Here is a 17655-nt window from a genome sequence, read left to right as displayed (position 1 = left end):
GCGAACTAGAATTCGTTATTATGAACTGTCTTTTATGATTTGCAATTGTAGGGTGCCGCCCGCCGCGATGACTTTGCGACAAAGGCATGTTCCGCCAGCCAGCCCTCTCATCCGCCCCATCGGAATCCGCCGCCCTGATCGGAAACGTTCTGCAAAAATCCCCTGCTTCTTTTCCGGCCGCACAAACGATAGCGAATTTCCCGCAGGACTCCGCCCGACGAAAAATCGCCGGAAAAATCCCGACGGAGAAACTCTATTGAAGCCCTTTCCCGTCCCCGTCGGGCGGTCCGTACCCGTTTGGACATTTTGGAAATCTGCAAGCGAAAACGAGGATCCGGTGCCGCATGGCATACCGCCGCCCGCCGGCGCTGCCGAGACCGTCGCCCCCGCGTCGCGTGGCAGCGTGGTCCCGGTCGCGGTCGCGGATCCCGCCGCGGATGAGCGAGAGAGCTACGCCAGGGCCTCGGCGATCAACTCCAGAGTCTCGTCGATCTGCTCGATCTTGCTGAATCCGATCGTGAAGCAGTCCACGCAACCCAAGCCGAGCACCCACTTGAGCGACTGGAGTCGCTGTTCGCGGGAATCGAGGCCGCTCTCGCCGAAGATTTTCATGCCGATGATGCCGCGACCGGCGTCGTGCATCTTTTTCACGGCGGCGGCGACATCCTCCGGTTTGCCGTCCATTTTCAGACCGAAGGGGTTGATCCGCACGAGTTGCACGTCGCACCAATCGGTTTCCACCGATGCGGCGAGCGGGTCCCAGCCATGGCACGAGACGCCGATCGCCTTGATGCGGCCCTTTTCCTTCTCTTCGTAGAGCACGTCCATCACGGGACGCATCTTGGTGGGCCAATCGCCGGTGGTCATGCAGTGCATCAACACGCTGTCGATGTAGTCCACGCGTAGTTCCCGGCGGAATCGTGCGATGTCGGCCCGGGCCACTTCGGCCGTCTGCGCCCGGGTCTTGGTCTGGATGAAGTACTGATCCCGCGGCACGCCCTGAAGGGCGATTTGCACGAAGACATGGGTCTGGTAGTTATCGGCGGTGTCGATGTACCGGACACCCCGCTCCAATGCGGCACGGACCATGGCGGTGAACTTGTCGGTACCCATCGCCCGCTGTTCACTGCCGCCGACGGTACCGGTTCCGATACCGAGCACCGAAGTCTTGATGCCGGTTCGCCCCACCGTCACCAGGTCGGCACCGCTTTTCAAGGTCGGTTGATGCGGGTGCGCCCAGGCGCCCGCCCGCCAACCCAGGGCGGCAAAACCGCTTGCCGCCGCTCCGGCCAAGAACGTTCGTCGGGATACCAAGCTCATGACAAACTCCCTGGAAAAAGTTCGAAATCGCCGGGCAAATCGACCGCGAGACCACCGCCGCGGACTGTCTGGATTGTATCGCCGCGGTTGGCGAAAAACATGCGTTTTTTGTCCGGTGCGACTGCAAACGGGCACAAGCGGTAAGTTCCCGCGAATCCGCATGCCTAACCGCTATTCGACCGAACCGCCTAAGCCCGCCGGGCCTTCAGCGGTCGCAACCGTACTGTTCGATAATCCATTGCGGATACGGCTTGGGCAAGGCGCTCACGGCGTCCAATCGCCCCATTTCCCCCGCCGATAGCTTGACCTCGGCCGCCGCCAGGTTTTGCTTCAGTTGCTCCATCGTGCGGACGCCCAAAATCACGGAGGTCACGCCGGGCTTATGCAGCAACCAGGCCAAGGCGATCGCGGCGGGCGTCACTCCGTGGTCCGAAGCGATCGCCTTCAGCTCGTCCACAATGTTGTAGATGCGGTCCCAATCGGCGGGCAGGAATTGGGCTAGCGGACCGTCGATCCGCGAACTGGCCGGTCGGGGCCGGTTCCGATCGTATTTGCCCGACAGATAGCCGAACGCCAAGGGACTCCACGGCAGGATCGCCAGTTTTTGATCCAGGCACAGAGGTACCAATTCGGTTTCCAGATCACGAAACGCCAGGTTGTACAGCGGTTGCAAGGATTCGAAACGAACCCAGCCATTCCCGTCCGAGACCCAAAGAGCCTTCATCAACTGCCAGGCCGCGAAGTTGGACGCTCCGATATACCGGACCTTGCCCGATCGCACCAAATCGTCCAAGGTCCGCAAGGTCTCTTCCAAGGGTGTAACCGGATCCCATATGTGGATTTGATAAAGGTCGATGTAATCGGTGCGGAGGCGTTTCAAGCTGGCATCGACGGAGTTCAGGATGTGGTGCCGCGAGGCCCCGATCTCGTTCGGCTTGTCGCTCATGCGAAAACGGACCTTGGTCGCGACGACGACGTCCTTCCGCACTCCCTGCAAGGCCTGGCCCAGCAGGTCCTCTGATTCTCCAAAGGCGTAAATATCGGCCGTATCGATGAAATTGATCCCGGCGTCGAGCGAGGCGAAGACCATTTCCTTCACGGCGGGCAGATCCAGATCGCCGAAGCCGAACTGATTCTTGCCGAACGTCATCGTACCCAGGCAGAGCGAAGAAACCCGCAAACCCGTATTTCCCAAGAACCGTGTTTCCATGCTCCCAAACTCCCTGCTCGCTGAAAGAAGGAAAGACCTTGCCCGTCGCGCCCCGCCGGAGTGACGGAACTCCGTTCATTGTCGGGGCGGCAACGCCGCTGTCAACACGGCAAATCGGCCTTGGGAGCGGGGGCGCCGAGAGACGCCGCCGAACTCGAAGCCCGCGCGGGCGCACACCAGGACCGGCGGACGACCGATCGCGTCGGGCAACTCACGAGATGCCGATCGGCGAATGGACCGGCAAACCGCCGCCGGCCAAGAACGAGAGACTAATGAGCGAGCAGACGGTTCTCGCCGTCCACTTTGACGACCTTCGGGCGATAGGACCGGGCCTCGTCGTCCGACATGGAGGCATACGACAGAATGATGACCAGATCGCCCTTGCAGCCCAATCGCGCCGCCGCCCCGTTCAGCATGATCGTCCCGGAACCGGCCTCGGCCTCGATCACGTACGTCACCAGACGAGCGCCGTTGTTGATGTTGAGAACGTGCACTTGTTCGCCCGGCAGAAGATCGGCCGCCTCCATCAAAAGCCGGTCGATGGCGATGCTGCCTTCGTAGTCCAACTCGGTGCCCGTCAAGACGGCCCGATGGATCTTCGATTTCAGCATGTACCGTTGCACGTGGGAACCCCCTCACCGGAAAGCCGACTTAGACACGCCATTGCGAGGGTAGCAATCACGCCGCCCGCAAGGCGTTGAGTCTTGCGGAAGTGAAAACCGGCGACCGCGAACCGCTCCTCGCAAACCTCTTTTTATTGTAGGTCGAACGTTGCCGCCTAAGAAGGTCTCACACGGTCGGCGTCGAATGTCGGGAAAGATCGGCCGCCTTTTGCCGAATCCACCCGCACAATCCTTCCGGGTCGTCCGTTCCGATCCAGTAGACACGCCGTTTCGTTTGAATGCGGACGCAATCGTAGCCCCAGACGTTGACGATCGTTCCCTTGAACGCGTTATAGTGCAGTCCCCAACCATCCAGGAAGCTTGTCCTGTCAGGTTCCGCCGACACGATATCTGCGTAGCGAATCCTCATTCGCAGCAGCGGGATGGGCCCAAAACGGATTCGCAGGACATCACCCTCGTCGCGGATGGTCAGGGAGCAAAACGACAGGATCGCCGCGGCCATTATTCCGGTGGTGATGGTGTAGACCCACCAGGGAAGGGGTGGGCCCGGCGCAATCGCTTCGATCACGGTAATCAGCACGGCGGGAAACGGAATCAGTAGGTACCATCTTCCCCATTGAGTCCTCGAGTAGCCCATCGGCTCCTCCGCGAGGTGACATAAATCGCCATTGCCCCTCCCCAAAACCCCGATTCCTTCCCGTAATAGAGCCGATACTAGGCCGAACCACAATATTTGGGGGGTGACATCCCGACGGTAGTCCGGTCCAATGAAGGTTTCTCGGAAAACGAATTCGCTGCGAGACCCTCGCAATTAGAATTGGATATGGAATCGAAAGGGACGGCGAAATAAGGCATGGAATCGGTGCGACTCGGGGCCTCGCTTCGGCCGCGGGATCGCTCGCTGACCGAACGCAGTCGGGCGGCGCGGCGCCGGCCTGAAAGTGGCTGTCGTATCGACCTGGACTTGTGCTTTTCCGGGATTGCGGAAAATACCGCCCACAACCGCGATGCCGTACTTTCCGACAGAGGGAAGCCGAATGGAACAAAAGACCTCGCCGTGCCGCGCTACCAATCGCCCAGGGGAGCGAGCAACAAGGACTCGAAACACGGTGCGTCGCGCGGCGCATCCGGTTGGTAAGTAGTCGTCGCTTCCTCGGGCACGCAGGTGAATCATCATGCCAACGAGGACGAAGGGGCGCCATTGTACGGAACTTGATCATCTTTTCGATCCGCGGAAGGGAGTCCCGGTCTCGAAAACGCGCCTATTAGCAGAATCCGTCAGGACAGGACGTCCGAGCGGAATCGACAGGCCAAGGTAGTAATTTCGATGTCGGATCTTCACTCGGGTGTGTCGGCGAAGCCCGGTTTCTTTGCCCGATACAGTCTCCCCATTCTTTGCGTCGTTGCGTTCCTTACGCCCTTCATGTACTTGGGCACGGAACGCAGTTTGATGAGCAACAAGAACGACGTCAAGTCGTGGTTGCCCGCCGAGTACGAGGAAACCGCCACTTTCGACTGGTATCGTCAGCGGTTCGAAAGCGACCTTTTCATCCTGGCCAGTTGGGAAGGCTGCACGCTGGACAGTCCCAAACTGGAGCTATTGACCCGGCGTCTTCGACCGTCGCCCGACGCGTCCCCCGACGACCCCTGCCGCTTTTTCAAGAGCGTCATCAGCGGGGCGGACGTAGTCCGTCAACTCCAAGAGGACCAAGGGCTGACCCGCGAGCAGGCTATCGACCGCCTCCGGGGCTTTCTGGTGGGGATGGACGGGCGGCAAACCTGTTTGGTCATGACGATCGATCCGAAGGCGGAGGAACGCTGGGATCGCCACTTCAAGGGCAATCCCACCAAGAAGTTCATGCACGCCGTGATCGACCACATCCACCAGACGGCTTTGCAAGTCTGCGACATCAAGCCTCAAGATTTGCATCTGGGCGGTCCGCCCGTGGATAACGTGGCCATCGACGTGGAAGGACAGCGGTCTCTGGTCCGACTGGCGATCGTCTGCGGCGTGGTCGGCCTGGTCGTGTCTTGGTGGTGCCTGCGAAGTTGGATGCTGACGGCGATGGTCTTCACCACCGGCATCTTTAGCGCCGGGCTGAGCATGGTTGCAGTTTGGCTCAGCGGCAACGACATGAACGCCATTTTGCTGACCATGCCCGCCTTGGTGTACGTCGCCGCGGTTTCCGGCGCCATTCACATGGCCAACTACTATCGGGACACGCTGCGCAATCAATCGGCGGCGGGTCTGATCGATCCGGCGGTCGGCGCCCCGGACGGCGCCGTTCGCGGGGCTTGGCTGCCGCTCTTCCTGGCCACCGGGACGACGGCCTTCGGCTTGGCCTCGCTCTCCGTCAGTGAACTCGTTCCGGTCAAGCAGTTCGGCGTCTTCTCCGCGGTGGGTGTGGTGCTGAGCTTCATCTTCCTCTGCCTTTACATGCCGTCCCTGTTGCAAGAGTTTCCCATCCGCTCGCTCATCAAGCCTCGGAAATCGTCCTTCTTCGATCCGGGACGCTGGAGCGGGTGGAGCTACGTCGGCAACTGGATACTCAGTCGCCACCGCTGGGTCATCGCGGGTTGCCTCGTGCTCATGGCCCTGGGAGTCTACGGCGCCACGAAGATTCGGACCTCCGTGAAGCTCATGAAGCTGTTCTCGCCGGAGGCCGACATCATCCGAGATTACGCCTGGCTGGAGGAAAAACTGGGACCGCTCGTCCCCATGGAGGTCGTGCTCCGCATCGACAAGCAGCGCTGCAACCTGGACTTGCTGGAACAGATGAAGCTCGTCCGCACGGTGCAGGCGGCCATCGATCGTTTGCCCGACGTCGGTAGCGCCGTAGCCGTGCCGACGTTCGTGCGGGCCATCCCCAATCGGCCCGGCATGGTCGAACGGCGGACCTGGATCGTCCAACTCCAGCGGCACCGCGAGGAATTGAAAGACTACTGGCAAACGGAGGGCAACGAGGAACTGTGGCGCGTCAGCGCTCGCGTCCAAGCCTTGACCGACTTGGATTACGGCGACTTCGTGGCCGACATCCGCCGCGTCGTCGAGCCGATCTTAGCCCAATACCGCGAACAGGGCGCGGAAGGGTTGCGGGCCGAATATACGGGTCTGGTCCCCCTGGTTTACAAGGCCCAGCACTCGCTCCTCAACGGCCTGCTCACCGGTTTCGCGGGCGACATCATCCTCATCGGCGTGGCCATGATGCTGTTGATGCGCGATTGGTCGTCGGGAATCCTCTTGGGTTTCTCCAGCGTGTTCCCCATCGCCGTGGTCTTCGGCGCGATGGGTTGGTTCGGCGTGGTCGTGGATGTGGGGACGGTGATGACGCCCGCCGTGGCGCTGGGTGTGACCGTCGATGACGCCATCCACTTCATGTTGTGGTGCCGCCACGGACAAGAGCGCGGCATGAATCGCCGGCAATCCATCATGTTCGCCTACCAAGACTGCGCGCAGGCGATCTATCAAAGCTGGGGAGTCATCGGCCTGGGACTGTCGGCCTTCGCTCTGAGTTCGTTCGTCCCCACCCAACGTTTCGGCTATCTGATGTTCGCCATGCTCACCGTCTCTTCGTTCAGCAACCTTGTTCTGTTACCGGCGCTGCTGGCCAGTCCGCTGGCCAATTTCTTCTGGCGAAGCGGTGCCAAGGCCGCGGCGAAGAAACGGGCCAAGCACGGGGAGGACGCGGATCGCAGCCCCCCGCCGGAGCCGCATTTGGGGACCGAGCAACCGGCAGACCGGCGCACGGTCGCCCGCACCACTCTGATCGACGATTTGCTCGGCGAGGAGGTGCCGGTGGGGGTGACGGTGGAGGAGCACGCAGGCCCCCATCTGACGCTGGCCGAATCGAAGCGCCGCGGGCGAGTGCTTCGCTCCGATGCCCCGCACCGCGGTCGTAAGAACGGTCGCCCGCGCCGACCGCGCTGAAGCGGACGCCCGCGCCGATTCGTTTCGAAATCAGCCCGCCGAACCCGCCGGAGCTTACCACTCCAACCACGAGGCGGCGTCGGCCTCCCCGCGCCGACCTGCCGGGACCGCCGAAAGCGAATTGTAGTCGGCCCCAACGCTGTGGCAGGAATCGAAGAGCGTCTCCAGCAGTCGGAGGTACTCCTCCCTTTGAATGCGCGTCAATTCGTGATGCACGCGCAGGGCGATCAGTCGTGCCGAGTAGCGGCAACATTCCTTCCGAATTCCGGCGAACCTCTCCTTCAGTGTGGCTTCGGCTCGCGTTTTGGATCGCTGGGAACCGGTTCGAATCTTCGCCAACAGTCGCTCCAATCGCGGCGAAACGTGCACGGCGATCCGGACGGCGCGCAAGACTTCGGCCTCGCTTGCGTTCCCCTGCGACGGCATCTCTTGCGTTGAGGCAAGATCGGCGAGAGAGGAGGCGAGCACCTCGCGATTCCGAAGCGCGCGTCGGGTCAGGCGGCGGAACTCCTCGGCCCGCCAAGTCGGCACGCCCGCCCAACGGAGATCGGACCACAAATCATATCCCAAGCTTCCGTCGAGGTACTCCGGGTCATAAGCCGCCCGCAAGGCGCTCGCCAGCAAGAATCTGGGAAGCAGGAAACGGTCCAGCATCCGGCGGCCTTGCTCGCGACTTCCGAACACGCGTTCCAGCAATCGTCGCCGCTGGGCCAGCAGGACGGTTCTCGCCTCGGGGCCGAATTGAGCGACCCAAGCTTCGTCCTCCTCTCCCGGCCAAAGCAGGGCCTGTACGTTGAAGTAATCGGTATCGAAGCGGCGATTAAGGAGTAGCACCGATTCCCCTAATCGCAAACTAATAGCTTGCGTGACGAGTCGGAACCACAGCTTGGCGGTTAGCTGCAGCGGCAGGTCGCGAAGGGCGCGCCGCACCCCCCAACCCAACTCTTCGCGCACGGCTTGAAGGGTGATCGACGCGGCGTATTGCTCGCTCAGCTTCAGATCGTTGGGATCGAAATAGCCGCCGTTGTACCAGTCCTCCAACGCCCTCAGATCGACGCCCAGGTAATAACGCTGCCTGGGTTCCGGTTGCGGTCGATCCAGGGCGAAGCGGCAGCGCCGCAGGAATAACTCGCCATCGCGCTGGGCGGGATCTTGCGGCAGGCCCTCCTCGCCGTTGAGCGATTCCGGGCATTCCTCGGCGTGTTCCCGAACGCGGCACGCGTGACTTCCCAAGGCCCATTCGTGGCGGAAGACGCGCTCCCAGAGCGCAGCCAGATGGCGTTCCTGATTCCATTTTCGGTAGTTTTCCATCAGATCCAGATCGGCCGCTTGGGCCACGCCGACCAAGCGCGACTTGAAGAGGAGCGGCACCAAGCGCAGGGTTACCCCCAACAGCAGCATGGAAAGCCCCACGCAAAGCGGCAACAACAGGACGACGCGGGCATCGTACGTTCGGATGCCCGGGATCAAGTTGCCCAAATAACCGGCGGCGGAGACCATCATCGTGGCCAGCGTGTACCGCAGACTGCGGCGCATCAGAAAGTTGCCGGCCAAATACACTGCGTCCAAAAAGCTGAACAGGCGATAGGCCTCTTTGAGCCACTGCATTGCGAGTTCCTCGATTCACGTTTCGCTCGCCGTTCTCGACGGCCATGCCCTCTTGCCGGTCTCGCGTCCGCAGGTCCCTCCCTGCCGAAGGGACGCCGGAGAAAGCAGTGTTGCCGGAGAAAAAAACCTTTATACTGAACGTTGTTACTGTGATTCCCAGGTCGTCGAAAATCAATGTCCTCGCGTGAGGATTCGCTTCTCATGTCCGCCCTCAGTGTCGTGTTGAGTCGTCCGCGGAGCGGCATTCCCGAACCGGCCTTTCGCGGTATGGCCGAGAAAATCGCCGCGGCAGTCGGCGAAGAAATCCCCTTCGCCGTCGTCTCCCACTTATACGATGCCGACCCGCAAGGGCCGGTCTTCCAATTCCTGCGGGAATTGCCGGGCGACCTGTTGGTCTTGGCGCCGCTGTATCCTCGCGCGGCGCACCTGGTGCTGCGGGCCAACGGCGTGGAAGTGGAATTGGGCGGTCTTCTCGACCGGGAATGGCGGCGCGATCCCGCCGTCGATTCCCCCGGCCGGCGCGTCGCCTGGTATCTCGATTACCGCGACTATCTGATCGTGGATGAATTGGCCGAGAAAGTTCGTGAGTTCCTGCGCGAGCGACGTCCCGCGACGATCCGTACCCGGGCCGCCGTTTCACCGACCGGTCCGGCATGGCAATTCATCGAAGAGGAGGTCCGCCCCCGCTGGTATCCCGTGATCGATCCCGACCGCTGCACGCAGTGCTACGAATGCGTCAACTTCTGTTTGTTCGGCGTTTTCGACCTGGACACGGCGCATCGCATCTTCGTCGCCCAACCGGATGCGTGTCGTCCCGGTTGCCCGGCCTGCGCTCGGGTCTGCCCCGAGGGGGCCATCGTGTTCCCGCTTTACGCGGATTCGATCATCGCGGGCGGCGGCAACGGGCACGGGGGCGATTCGTCCGGTCTGATCTCGCTCTCGCCGCCTCCCCGCCGCGTCCCGCGAGAGGCCGATTCCACCCGACAACAAGCCGAGGCGGAGCGACGCCGCTACGTGGCGGACAACGGTTTAGGAGAGTCGAAGCCCGAGAAGGGGCCCTCGGCCGACCCTTCCAATCCATCCGACGTGGATCGCTGGATGGACGAACTGGAGGGCTGGGATCCCTGACGCCTGCCGGTCGCCGCGCAAGTCCCACCGCAGAATCCGCTGCACGTCGCACGGATTGGAGGGACGCTCGGTCCGGTCCGGCCTCCATTGTCGGCTTCACACCGTCGGCTTCAATCGACCGAGGCAATCAAATACGGTCCCTTGGGCATCACGGCGATGGTTGCGTCGGGACCGTAGCGGCGCAGGCAGTCGGCCACCGCCTCTTCCACTCTCGCTTTGGGGGTCACGAACAGCTTGGTCAAGACCTCCGGCGAAAGCCCCTGCGTCACGACGACGATCTCCGCCTTCCTCCGCACCTTGGCCATCTCCTCCAATTGCCACTGATCCATGCGGAAGTAGTCCTCGCCCGTGATTCTTCCCATGAATCCATCGAGCGAGTCGTTCTCTTGGAAGATGCGCTGGAACTCGGGACTGCCGATGCCTTCGGAGATCTCGGCGGCGACGATGACCGTACCGCCCTGCCGAACGATCGGTTCCGCCGCCACCATGCCCTTTACCGATTGGTAGAACGTGGCATCGAGCGGATATCCGGCGGAAGAGGTCACGACGACGTCCACCGGTTCGGGGACGGAGTCGCGGACCATCCCTTCGACGAAGCGGACGCCCGCCGCGAAGGCGGCCTCCATGTCGCCGGCGACGGCATGCACGACCCGCCGCTTCTCATCCAGCACCACGTTGACGATGAAGTCGCAACCCGCCCGCCGCGCGATCCAGGTGTTTTCCTCGTGGACGGGGTTGCCATTCAGACATCCGGCGCGAGCACGCGGGTGCTCCAAGAACCGCGGCGAGTGCCAGGCACGCACCGTCTCCAGGGCGGCCAAACCGGGACAGATCAGCTTGCGACCTCCGGAGTATCCCGCCATGAAGTGCGGTTCGATCAAACCCAGCGTGATTTTCAGGTCCGCCTCCACGAACCGGCGGTCGATATGAATCGGCACGCCGCGAGGGCTTTCTCCCAGGTAGACGTGCTCCTCGATGCGGTCGCCCGCGTGATTTTCGATCCGATAGTCGCGAGGGATCTCCGGACCTAGAATCTCCTCCAATTCTCGACCGAGGTTGGGTCGGTGCAGGCCGGTCGCCACCAGAATCAACACGTCCTCGCGGCGGATTCCCGCCTCGTGCAATACCGGCAACAAATGCCGCAGGATGAGTGCGTTGGGCACCGGTCGCGTAACGTCGCAAACCGCGATGCAGGCCGTCCGTCGTCCGGAAGCCAACTCCCGGAGCGGGGGACAACCGATGGGAGAATCCAGAAGACTGCGGATGACGGCGTCGGGATCGTCCAGCGGTTCGGCGGGGCGATAGCGCAAAACCTTTACGACGTTGCGGTCCGGCAACTCGACCGCAAGCCCCGATCGACCGTAGTCCAGAAGGACGCGCATCCGGTCACCTCCCGTTGCGGCCCGACAAGCTCCGGAACAACGAATCGCCTGCATCGCAAAGGCCGACGATGAGGGACGCTTCGAGGCGGTCGGGCGCGATCCAACGCTCGGCCGTGAATCGAACCCCGCCGCCGACGGACATCAGAACCGTCGGCTTACTTGCCCTTGCCCTGCTCCGCGGCGTCCTCTTCCTTCTTCTTCTTTTTCTTCTTCATGGAGATTTTTTGCACGCGGACCTTGGGAAGGCCTACCGGCGGGCTCTCCTCGCTCCAGCGATCCAACTCTTGCAGGCGTTTGATGCGTTCCGCCCGCGTCAGCACGCTGCGAACCTTTACCAAGGCGCGGCGGATCCGCAAACTCTTGTCCATCGTCATGGCAGACACCTTATGCTGGGAATGCCCATCACCCAAACGAGCGGGTATATTGAGAATCATTTCCGGCGGCGACGGTAAATCGATACCGGTTCATCCTTTCGAAAGCGGCAAGACTCTTGAGTATATCAAATCGGTAACTCCAGGACAATTAGGACGAAACCGCGAACCACCCCCGCTGTAGAGGCGTCCCATCCGGAGTCCGCCGCTACAAAGCCGTATCTACATCCACTCCGTTCTTTTGGCACGGTGCCCAAGTCTCGTCGATTTCGCATTGAGCCGTTGTTGCCAACGCACTCATTCCGGCAAATCGTCTTGACGAGGGACGCCGTCGCCGACTACAGTTCGCGGCGAATCTTGCCAGGGGCGTTCGTATTGACGATGCCTCGGGCACTGCCGCCGACGTCACGCGCATTAATCCCGACCGAGAGACCGATCGACAAGAGGTAACCGGTGAATCGAACCCTGTCTATCTTCGTCGTGGTATGGCTGCTGACATGGTCCTTTGCGATTGAGCGATTCAGCGTCGCGGCGGAGGATTCCTTGGACGTGCCGAAGGTAGCCGAACCCGCGCCCACCGAGGCCGCTGCGGAGTCGGCAACGTCGGATTCCCGACCAAACTCAACTCGGACACCGCCGCCACTCCCCGTCGTCGGTATTTTGCGGAATCTGCGAGAACCGGGAAAACCGCTATCAACACCGGCGGCACCGACAGGCCCGGCATCAACACCGGGTCAGGCTTCATCGGGGGGGGCGCCGCAGTCCGCCGTCGAAACGCCGCGCGTGCCGCGCCCGCCGCTCCCCATGCGACCCGCCACTCCCCCGGTCGCCGCCCGACCCAGCCCCCTCGCCCCCGCGGAGATCGATCATCCCGTCTATTGGGTCGAGGCTCAACTGGAAATGTCCGGCACGTTGCAGCCGACGGTCCCGGCGGAGAAACCCACCCCCATGAGCGTCAACGCGCGATTCGCCTATGAAGAAGACATCCTCGCGGCGGGCGACGGGACGGCCCAACCCGTCCGGGCGGTGAGGTGGTACGACGAGGCCTCGGCCAAATTGAACATCGGCGGACAACAAGCCGAATTGGAACTCGGACCGCAACGGCGGCACCTGGCGGTCAGCATCTCCGAAGGCCGGGTCGAGGTCTTTTCGCCCACCGGACCGTTGACTCGCGAAGAATTGGACCTGCTCGACATCCCCGGCAATACAGCGGTGATGGATCTCCTGCTGCCCGCGCCTCCCATCGCAAAAGACATGACGTGGCAACTCAAGCCCGATCTTTTGGCCCGCCTGTTGGGACTCGATGTCGTCACGGAGGCCGAGGTCGCCGCCAGGGTCACGGAAATGCTGCCGGGCGGGATCGGCCGGGTCGAATTCTCCGGCAAGCTCAGCGGTCGCGTCCTGGGTGCCGGCACCAAACTGGAAATCCTGGGCCGATTTCAATTCCCCATCACCGAACGCAAAATCACCTGGCTGGCCGTGCTGGTCCGGGAAAACCGTGAACCGGGTGCGGTGGACGGCGGGTTCGAGGCCGTCGCGCGGTTGCAACTTCAGCGATCCGTCCGCCCGAAACCCCAACTCCTACCCCTGGATGCCGTGGCGCAGATCACCTTTCCGCCCCTGGACGATGCCAAGCGACTCCTTTACCGGGATGAAACGGGGGGGTGGCAGTTGCTCCATGACCGCCGCTGGTTTCTGGTGGGCAAGAGCGACGAACTGACGGCTTTTCGGTTCGTGGACTCCCTCCGCAGTATTGCCCAGTGCAACTTCGCCCCCAGCGCCGAGGGTTCCAAGGACGTATCCCTGACGGGTTTTCAAGAATTGGTCAAACAATTGCTCGGCGACCGCTTCCGGCGGATTGTCGATTTCGAAGAGCGGACCAGTCCCACCGGTCACCGCATGTTCCGCGTCCATGCCGTGGGGTCCGTCAACGATTTGACGATCCACTGGATCTACTACCTTTTGACCGCGCCCGACGGGAAAAACTACGTGGCGGTCTTCACCGTCGAGGATCAGGATCTTCCCCTCTTCGGCGAAGCGGATAAGGATTTCGTGGCGGGTGTGGCGTTTCTTCAACCGGGCGACGGCGACCGTCCTACCCAACCCTCGCCCGGCAAACCCCAAGAGGGCGCCGCCCTGTCCTCCAAGCCCGCGGACTCGGCCGGCATCAAGTAAACTCGCGTGCCGCGTTAACGTCGCGTGCAAGCGGCGGCAATTTCAACACCGTCGCGGCGATCCCAAGTCAGTTGCGACCGGCGAAGATCCCCGTGGCGTACCACACGCCGTTGGAACCGCGTTTGATGTCGTAACCGTACGCCCGTTGCGGCGACGAAACGGCTCGCCAGTGACCGGACGACTGCCTCCAACTATGGACGCATTCGATGGCGGCCTCGAGCAACCCCTGGCCGGGCCAACTCTCCGCGCAGACCTCGCTCGCCAGCGTGCCCGGCGGGATGTGCCCCAAGATGCGGTGGAATCGCGTTTCCCAAAAATGATGCCCCTGAAGACGAATCCTCGCCTGGTAACGAGAATGGCTCTCGGCCTCTCCGAATAGATACGGGTCGGGCGTCCCTCGCACGCTGGAGGGATGCTCCGGGTGCGTGCTTACCGCATAGACCATCGTCCGCTGCGTCAACGTCCCCTTGGGGAGGGTCAGAATCACCTTCATCTGGGCCACCGTGTACGGTCGATCGCCCAAAAACGGAAAGACGCTGACCACAGTCCCGGAATACTCCTCCCCTTCGGACGCATAATCCACAATGAACAAGCCGGGCTTGTGCTCCATCTCTTGCAGCGAGGGATGATCCAACAAGGCGACCTCCCGATCCTCTTCCTTCATCACGTACGACTGAGGCAGCTTCACCATGACGAACGAGGGCAGCAACTCGGCAACCGTGGGATCGGACAGCGTCTTCTCGAACTGATCCCGCAAAGCGGCTTGCTCCTCGCCCTCGGGTACCAAGTACACCAACAACATCCTTTTTTCTTCCTTCGCCGTCCGCGTTGCCGCCGCGTAATCGTTCAGCCAGGTCAGCGAGGGCGGAGCGGGCCGGAATGCCGCGGCCGTACGAACCGAATCGTCCCGCATGGCTTGCGGCGCGGCGGCTCCCTCCTTGGCCAATTTTTTGGCGGATTGCGGCGGCAATGCCCCGGGCAACACCGCTGCGCTCCGAATCGCCGCAAGTTGCTCTTCCGAGAGCGCCCCCGACTCCGGCAGCGAAAACACCCGTCCGGCGCGGGCGTAGCCCGGCGAATCCTTGGGTAGGCTGAAATCGATCACCGCCGCCCCCGGCCTGCCTTCCAACGGCGCAAAGGCCGGATCTTGGCTCAAGACGACGTCCTTGCCCCCGCTGCGAATCGCATGGCCGATCTCGACCAACGCCACGAAGGCCTCGCCGCCCAATTTCGCTGTCAGCTCTCCACACCACTCGTTTTGCCCGGCGGAATAGAAACACACGACCAGCGGCCTGTTAGCCTGCCTAGCGGCGCGAAAGGCCGTCACGTAATCCTGAGCAACGGATGAAAACGCGGCGCCCTGCGCTGCTTCCTTGGGACCGGTCTCGGACGGACCTTCCGCGTGAACGAAACCCGTCAGCAAAATCACCGCGAATGCGCCGCCCAAAGAAAGGGAGCGCCCCAGGGACTGCGTACAGAGAAAAGCCGACATACGCTCCTCCAAACCGAAAAGCAACGTGAACGACGGCGCGCCGCAAACCGCAACCGGCGCGCAAGCCTTTATTGAATACAGAGCTTGGGTAACTTTCAAGCTTTGCGCCGATTGTGAGACATGGAAAAGACAATCCCCTCTATTGGGTTGTGCTGATAAACTCCTCCTATTCGCTACACTTTCGCAGCCAAATGGTCTGGAATAAACTAAGCACTGCGAAAGCATGGGCACCATCCCAACGGTTCGCCGTACCGATCAACGGGAACCGCGGCGAGAATAGCGGTTACGAAGCTTGGGCGGTTGGGGTGGCGGAGAGCAAAGTCTCATCTCTGATAGGAGGATCGCGACATGAAGGCGGAACGATTCGGTTCGGTCGGTTCGGCTTTCCATCAGTCACACGGCAACGCTCGCTCGGCCTGGGCGCGTCTTCGCTGGATAGGCCGAGGCGCTGCGACGGTCGCCGTTTGCTTCCTTGCGGCGCTTGCCGCGGCGGAAGAAACCGCCGTGAACCCAACCCCGGCGGACGGCTTGACGGAGGCCGTCGCCCAAGCGCGGCTGCAAATCGAACCCATTCGTGCGAGCGATGTCACCGCCGCCAAACAGCGTCTGATCGAAGCCGTGGACCGGTTGCAAGCCCGACTCAACCGCGACAAGTCCCAGGGCGACAACTGGCGGAAGTACTTGCGGCTGAGCGAGTTGACCGCCGAACTGGAGAAGCCCGGCGGTCCCTCCCTGGAAACCCTGGAGATCGTCCACGCCAAGTTCGCTGCGGGCCACGAGGGTCTGAAACTCGCCTGCTTCGCCGAGGTCCGCCGCGCCCTGCGGCAATTCATCGTCCGGTCCCGCGCGGTGGACGACGTCTCGCTGTCGGAGAAGCTGGGGCAGGCTCTCGACGAATTGCCCGGGCTGATGCAAGCTTATCGGCAATCGCACGATCCCGCTGCGGCAAGTCGCATCCAAGCCGTCTTGGAATGGCTGGACCTGGTGGACCGGGGACGGCAGGTGGCGGCGGTTGTGGAGCGAGAACTCGGAAAATCCAATCTCTTCGTGGAGGTGTCGGCTGACTTCTTAGCAAAGGGCTTCACCGCCCCCGTGGATACGACCGAACCGGTCCGAGAAATAATCCTAGGGACGGACGTCCGCGGCACCGGGCACATTGTGGGCGAGCGCACGCTGCGTCTTCTGCCGGCCTCCGACCGTGCCGAATTGGCGATCGAAGTCACCGGATCCATAGCGGCCGACACGGTCGGCTACAACGGCCCGGCTCGCATCTATTCTCAAGGAGAGACGCCTTTCACGGCGCGGAAGGTAATTCGCATAACCGCCGCCGGGGTCGAGATTCTTCCCGCCGACGCCGACGCCCGTACGAGCACGAAGATCAAGGACGTGGATGTGACGTGCCGCTCTCGCTGCGTGGAAAACATCGCTTGGAAACGCACCTTCAAGCAAAAGCCGCTGGCGGAGTTGGAGGCTTCCCGCCGGGCGGAGCGTCGGCTCAACCGTCGCATCGACGGCGAGGCGAACGACCGGCTGAACCAATTGCGGACGGCCTTCGAGGAACGGTTCCGTCGACCGCTCATGGATCGCGATCTGTTCCCCGAGGTCCTCGAATTCGGGACGGATGAAGGGGCTTTGCGGGTGGAAGCCCGACGCGGATGCCGCTTTACGCCGGCGGCAGGGGAAGCCCCGCCCGCCTCCCCCGGCGGCGACATCGCCGTTCGGCTTCACCAGACCTTTTTCAATAACATGACCGAAGGGGCCTTGGCCGGCATGTTCGTCCGCGAAGAACGGCTCCGCGAAATCATCACCGATCTGCTCGGAAAGCTGCCGCCGGAATTGGAGGCGGAGGACTCGGAACCCTGGGCCGTGCGGTTCCCGCAAACGCGACCCATCACGGTCCAATTCGATGACGGCCGCGCGGTCGTGCAATTCCGCGGCGAGGCCTACGAGAAAGGGGATCGCACGTATTCGGGAATGGATGTTACCGCGGCGTATCGCGTCGAGCGGCGAGACGGCGGCTTCGTGCTCGTCCGCGAGGGAGAGCCGACCGCCTTCCCGCCGAATTTCGATCCGCAAAAGGATCGCCTCTCCGTTCGGCAGCAGACGTTGCGGCGACTGTTGGAGCGGAGATTCGCGAAGGTATTCCGACCGGAAATCGCATTGGAGCCGATCGAACTGAAGGGCGACTGGGCCGCCGCCGGCCCACTCAGCGTGGCGAGCATTCAAATGGAAGACGGTTGGCTGGCGATCAGCCTCCAAACCGCCGCGAAAAACGCCGACGCCAAGCCGTGACGCAGGGTGCCATGGCACGTATCAGCAAAGTAAGTTCGCGGGAAGCATACGGGAGCAGCCCGAACGAAATCCCCCCTTTCCGGTTAGACGCCCATGGGGCCAAATTCGGTACTACAACTACGGGGT

The 17655-nt window shown here is 62.3% G+C and carries 12 protein-coding genes; 4 read left to right on the top strand and 8 right to left on the bottom strand.

Features of this window, described 5'->3' with window-relative positions:
• Nucleotides 1–450: 450 nt before the first annotated feature.
• From ACYQ6J_RS05620 to ACYQ6J_RS05605, 4 genes are all read right to left on the bottom strand, one after another.
• Nucleotides 451–1320, bottom strand: a complete 870-nt coding sequence (locus ACYQ6J_RS05620) for an aldo/keto reductase (protein ID WP_460183217.1) — start codon at nt 1318–1320, stop codon at nt 451–453.
• Between the two features lie 205 nt (nt 1321–1525).
• The gene (locus ACYQ6J_RS05615) at nt 1526–2530 is read right to left on the bottom strand and encodes an aldo/keto reductase (protein WP_460183216.1); all 1005 of its coding nucleotides are present in this window, start codon (nt 2528–2530) and stop codon (nt 1526–1528) included.
• A 269-nt stretch (nt 2531–2799) separates the two neighbouring features.
• Nucleotides 2800–3153 carry an aspartate 1-decarboxylase gene (gene panD / locus ACYQ6J_RS05610; protein ID WP_460183215.1) on the bottom strand — a complete coding sequence of 118 codons (354 nt, stop codon included), beginning with the start codon at nt 3151–3153 and terminating at the stop codon, nt 2800–2802.
• 166 nt (nt 3154–3319) lie between these two features.
• Entirely contained in the window at nt 3320–3790 is a 471-nt protein-coding gene (locus tag ACYQ6J_RS05605; RefSeq protein ID WP_460183214.1) for a hypothetical protein, read from the bottom strand.
• A 690-nt stretch (nt 3791–4480) separates the two neighbouring features.
• Between ACYQ6J_RS05605 and ACYQ6J_RS05600 the strand changes: the two genes are divergently transcribed.
• Entirely contained in the window at nt 4481–7081 is a 2601-nt protein-coding gene (locus ACYQ6J_RS05600) for an efflux RND transporter permease subunit (RefSeq protein WP_460183213.1), read from the top strand.
• Between the two features lie 54 nt (nt 7082–7135).
• Here ACYQ6J_RS05600 and ACYQ6J_RS05595 read toward each other — a convergent pair whose 3' ends face one another.
• Entirely contained in the window at nt 7136–8689 is a 1554-nt protein-coding gene (locus ACYQ6J_RS05595; RefSeq protein ID WP_460183212.1) for a hypothetical protein, read from the bottom strand.
• 201 nt (nt 8690–8890) lie between these two features.
• On the opposite strand from ACYQ6J_RS05595, the gene ACYQ6J_RS05590 reads away from it, so the two are divergent.
• Nucleotides 8891–9817, top strand: coding sequence for a 4Fe-4S dicluster domain-containing protein (locus tag ACYQ6J_RS05590; RefSeq protein ID WP_460183211.1), 927 nt, complete (start codon nt 8891–8893; stop codon nt 9815–9817).
• Between the two features lie 110 nt (nt 9818–9927).
• Here the strand turns inward: ACYQ6J_RS05590 and ACYQ6J_RS05585 are convergent, their stop codons facing one another.
• A complete protein-coding gene (locus tag ACYQ6J_RS05585) occupies nt 9928–11199 on the bottom strand; it encodes a nickel-dependent lactate racemase family protein (protein ID WP_460183210.1) in 1272 nt (423 codons plus the stop codon).
• Between the two features lie 155 nt (nt 11200–11354).
• Nucleotides 11355–11573, bottom strand: coding sequence for a small basic protein (locus ACYQ6J_RS05580; RefSeq protein ID WP_460183209.1), 219 nt, complete (start codon nt 11571–11573; stop codon nt 11355–11357).
• A 450-nt stretch (nt 11574–12023) separates the two neighbouring features.
• Here ACYQ6J_RS05580 and ACYQ6J_RS05575 point away from each other — a divergent pair, with 450 nt between their 5' ends.
• Nucleotides 12024–13745 carry a hypothetical protein gene (locus ACYQ6J_RS05575; protein ID WP_460183208.1) on the top strand — a complete coding sequence of 574 codons (1722 nt, stop codon included), beginning with the start codon at nt 12024–12026 and terminating at the stop codon, nt 13743–13745.
• A gap of 67 nt (nt 13746–13812) precedes the next feature.
• Here the strand turns inward: ACYQ6J_RS05575 and ACYQ6J_RS05570 are convergent, their stop codons facing one another.
• A complete protein-coding gene (locus ACYQ6J_RS05570) occupies nt 13813–15237 on the bottom strand; it encodes a CAP domain-containing protein (protein WP_460183207.1) in 1425 nt (474 codons plus the stop codon).
• Between the two features lie 348 nt (nt 15238–15585).
• Here ACYQ6J_RS05570 and ACYQ6J_RS05565 point away from each other — a divergent pair, with 348 nt between their 5' ends.
• Nucleotides 15586–17529 carry a hypothetical protein gene (locus tag ACYQ6J_RS05565; RefSeq protein ID WP_460183206.1) on the top strand — a complete coding sequence of 648 codons (1944 nt, stop codon included), beginning with the start codon at nt 15586–15588 and terminating at the stop codon, nt 17527–17529.
• Nucleotides 17530–17655 lie beyond the last annotated feature (126 nt).

This window comes from Thermopirellula anaerolimosa (genome assembly GCF_054657335.1).
The sequence above is the reverse complement of the archived record's forward strand: the minus strand, read 5'-3'. Positions and strand labels throughout refer to the sequence as shown.

What these genes read in the sequence shown, in the direction of transcription:
- ACYQ6J_RS05620 (WP_460183217.1), bottom strand. Translation starts at nt 1,320, where the DNA reads ATGAGCTTGGTATCCCGACGAACGTTCTTGGCCGGAGCGGCGGCAAGC.
- ACYQ6J_RS05615 (WP_460183216.1), bottom strand. Translation starts at nt 2,530, where the DNA reads ATGGAAACACGGTTCTTGGGAAATACGGGTTTGCGGGTTTCTTCGCTC.
- ACYQ6J_RS05605 (WP_460183214.1), bottom strand. Translation starts at nt 3,790, where the DNA reads ATGGGCTACTCGAGGACTCAATGGGGAAGATGGTACCTACTGATTCCG.
- ACYQ6J_RS05600 (WP_460183213.1), top strand. Translation starts at nt 4,481, where the DNA reads ATGTCGGATCTTCACTCGGGTGTGTCGGCGAAGCCCGGTTTCTTTGCC.
- ACYQ6J_RS05595 (WP_460183212.1), bottom strand. Translation starts at nt 8,689, where the DNA reads ATGCAGTGGCTCAAAGAGGCCTATCGCCTGTTCAGCTTTTTGGACGCA.
- ACYQ6J_RS05590 (WP_460183211.1), top strand. Translation starts at nt 8,891, where the DNA reads ATGTCCGCCCTCAGTGTCGTGTTGAGTCGTCCGCGGAGCGGCATTCCC.
- ACYQ6J_RS05585 (WP_460183210.1), bottom strand. Translation starts at nt 11,199, where the DNA reads ATGCGCGTCCTTCTGGACTACGGTCGATCGGGGCTTGCGGTCGAGTTG.
- ACYQ6J_RS05580 (WP_460183209.1), bottom strand. Translation starts at nt 11,573, where the DNA reads ATGACGATGGACAAGAGTTTGCGGATCCGCCGCGCCTTGGTAAAGGTT.
- ACYQ6J_RS05570 (WP_460183207.1), bottom strand. Translation starts at nt 15,237, where the DNA reads ATGTCGGCTTTTCTCTGTACGCAGTCCCTGGGGCGCTCCCTTTCTTTG.
- ACYQ6J_RS05565 (WP_460183206.1), top strand. Translation starts at nt 15,586, where the DNA reads ATGAAGGCGGAACGATTCGGTTCGGTCGGTTCGGCTTTCCATCAGTCA.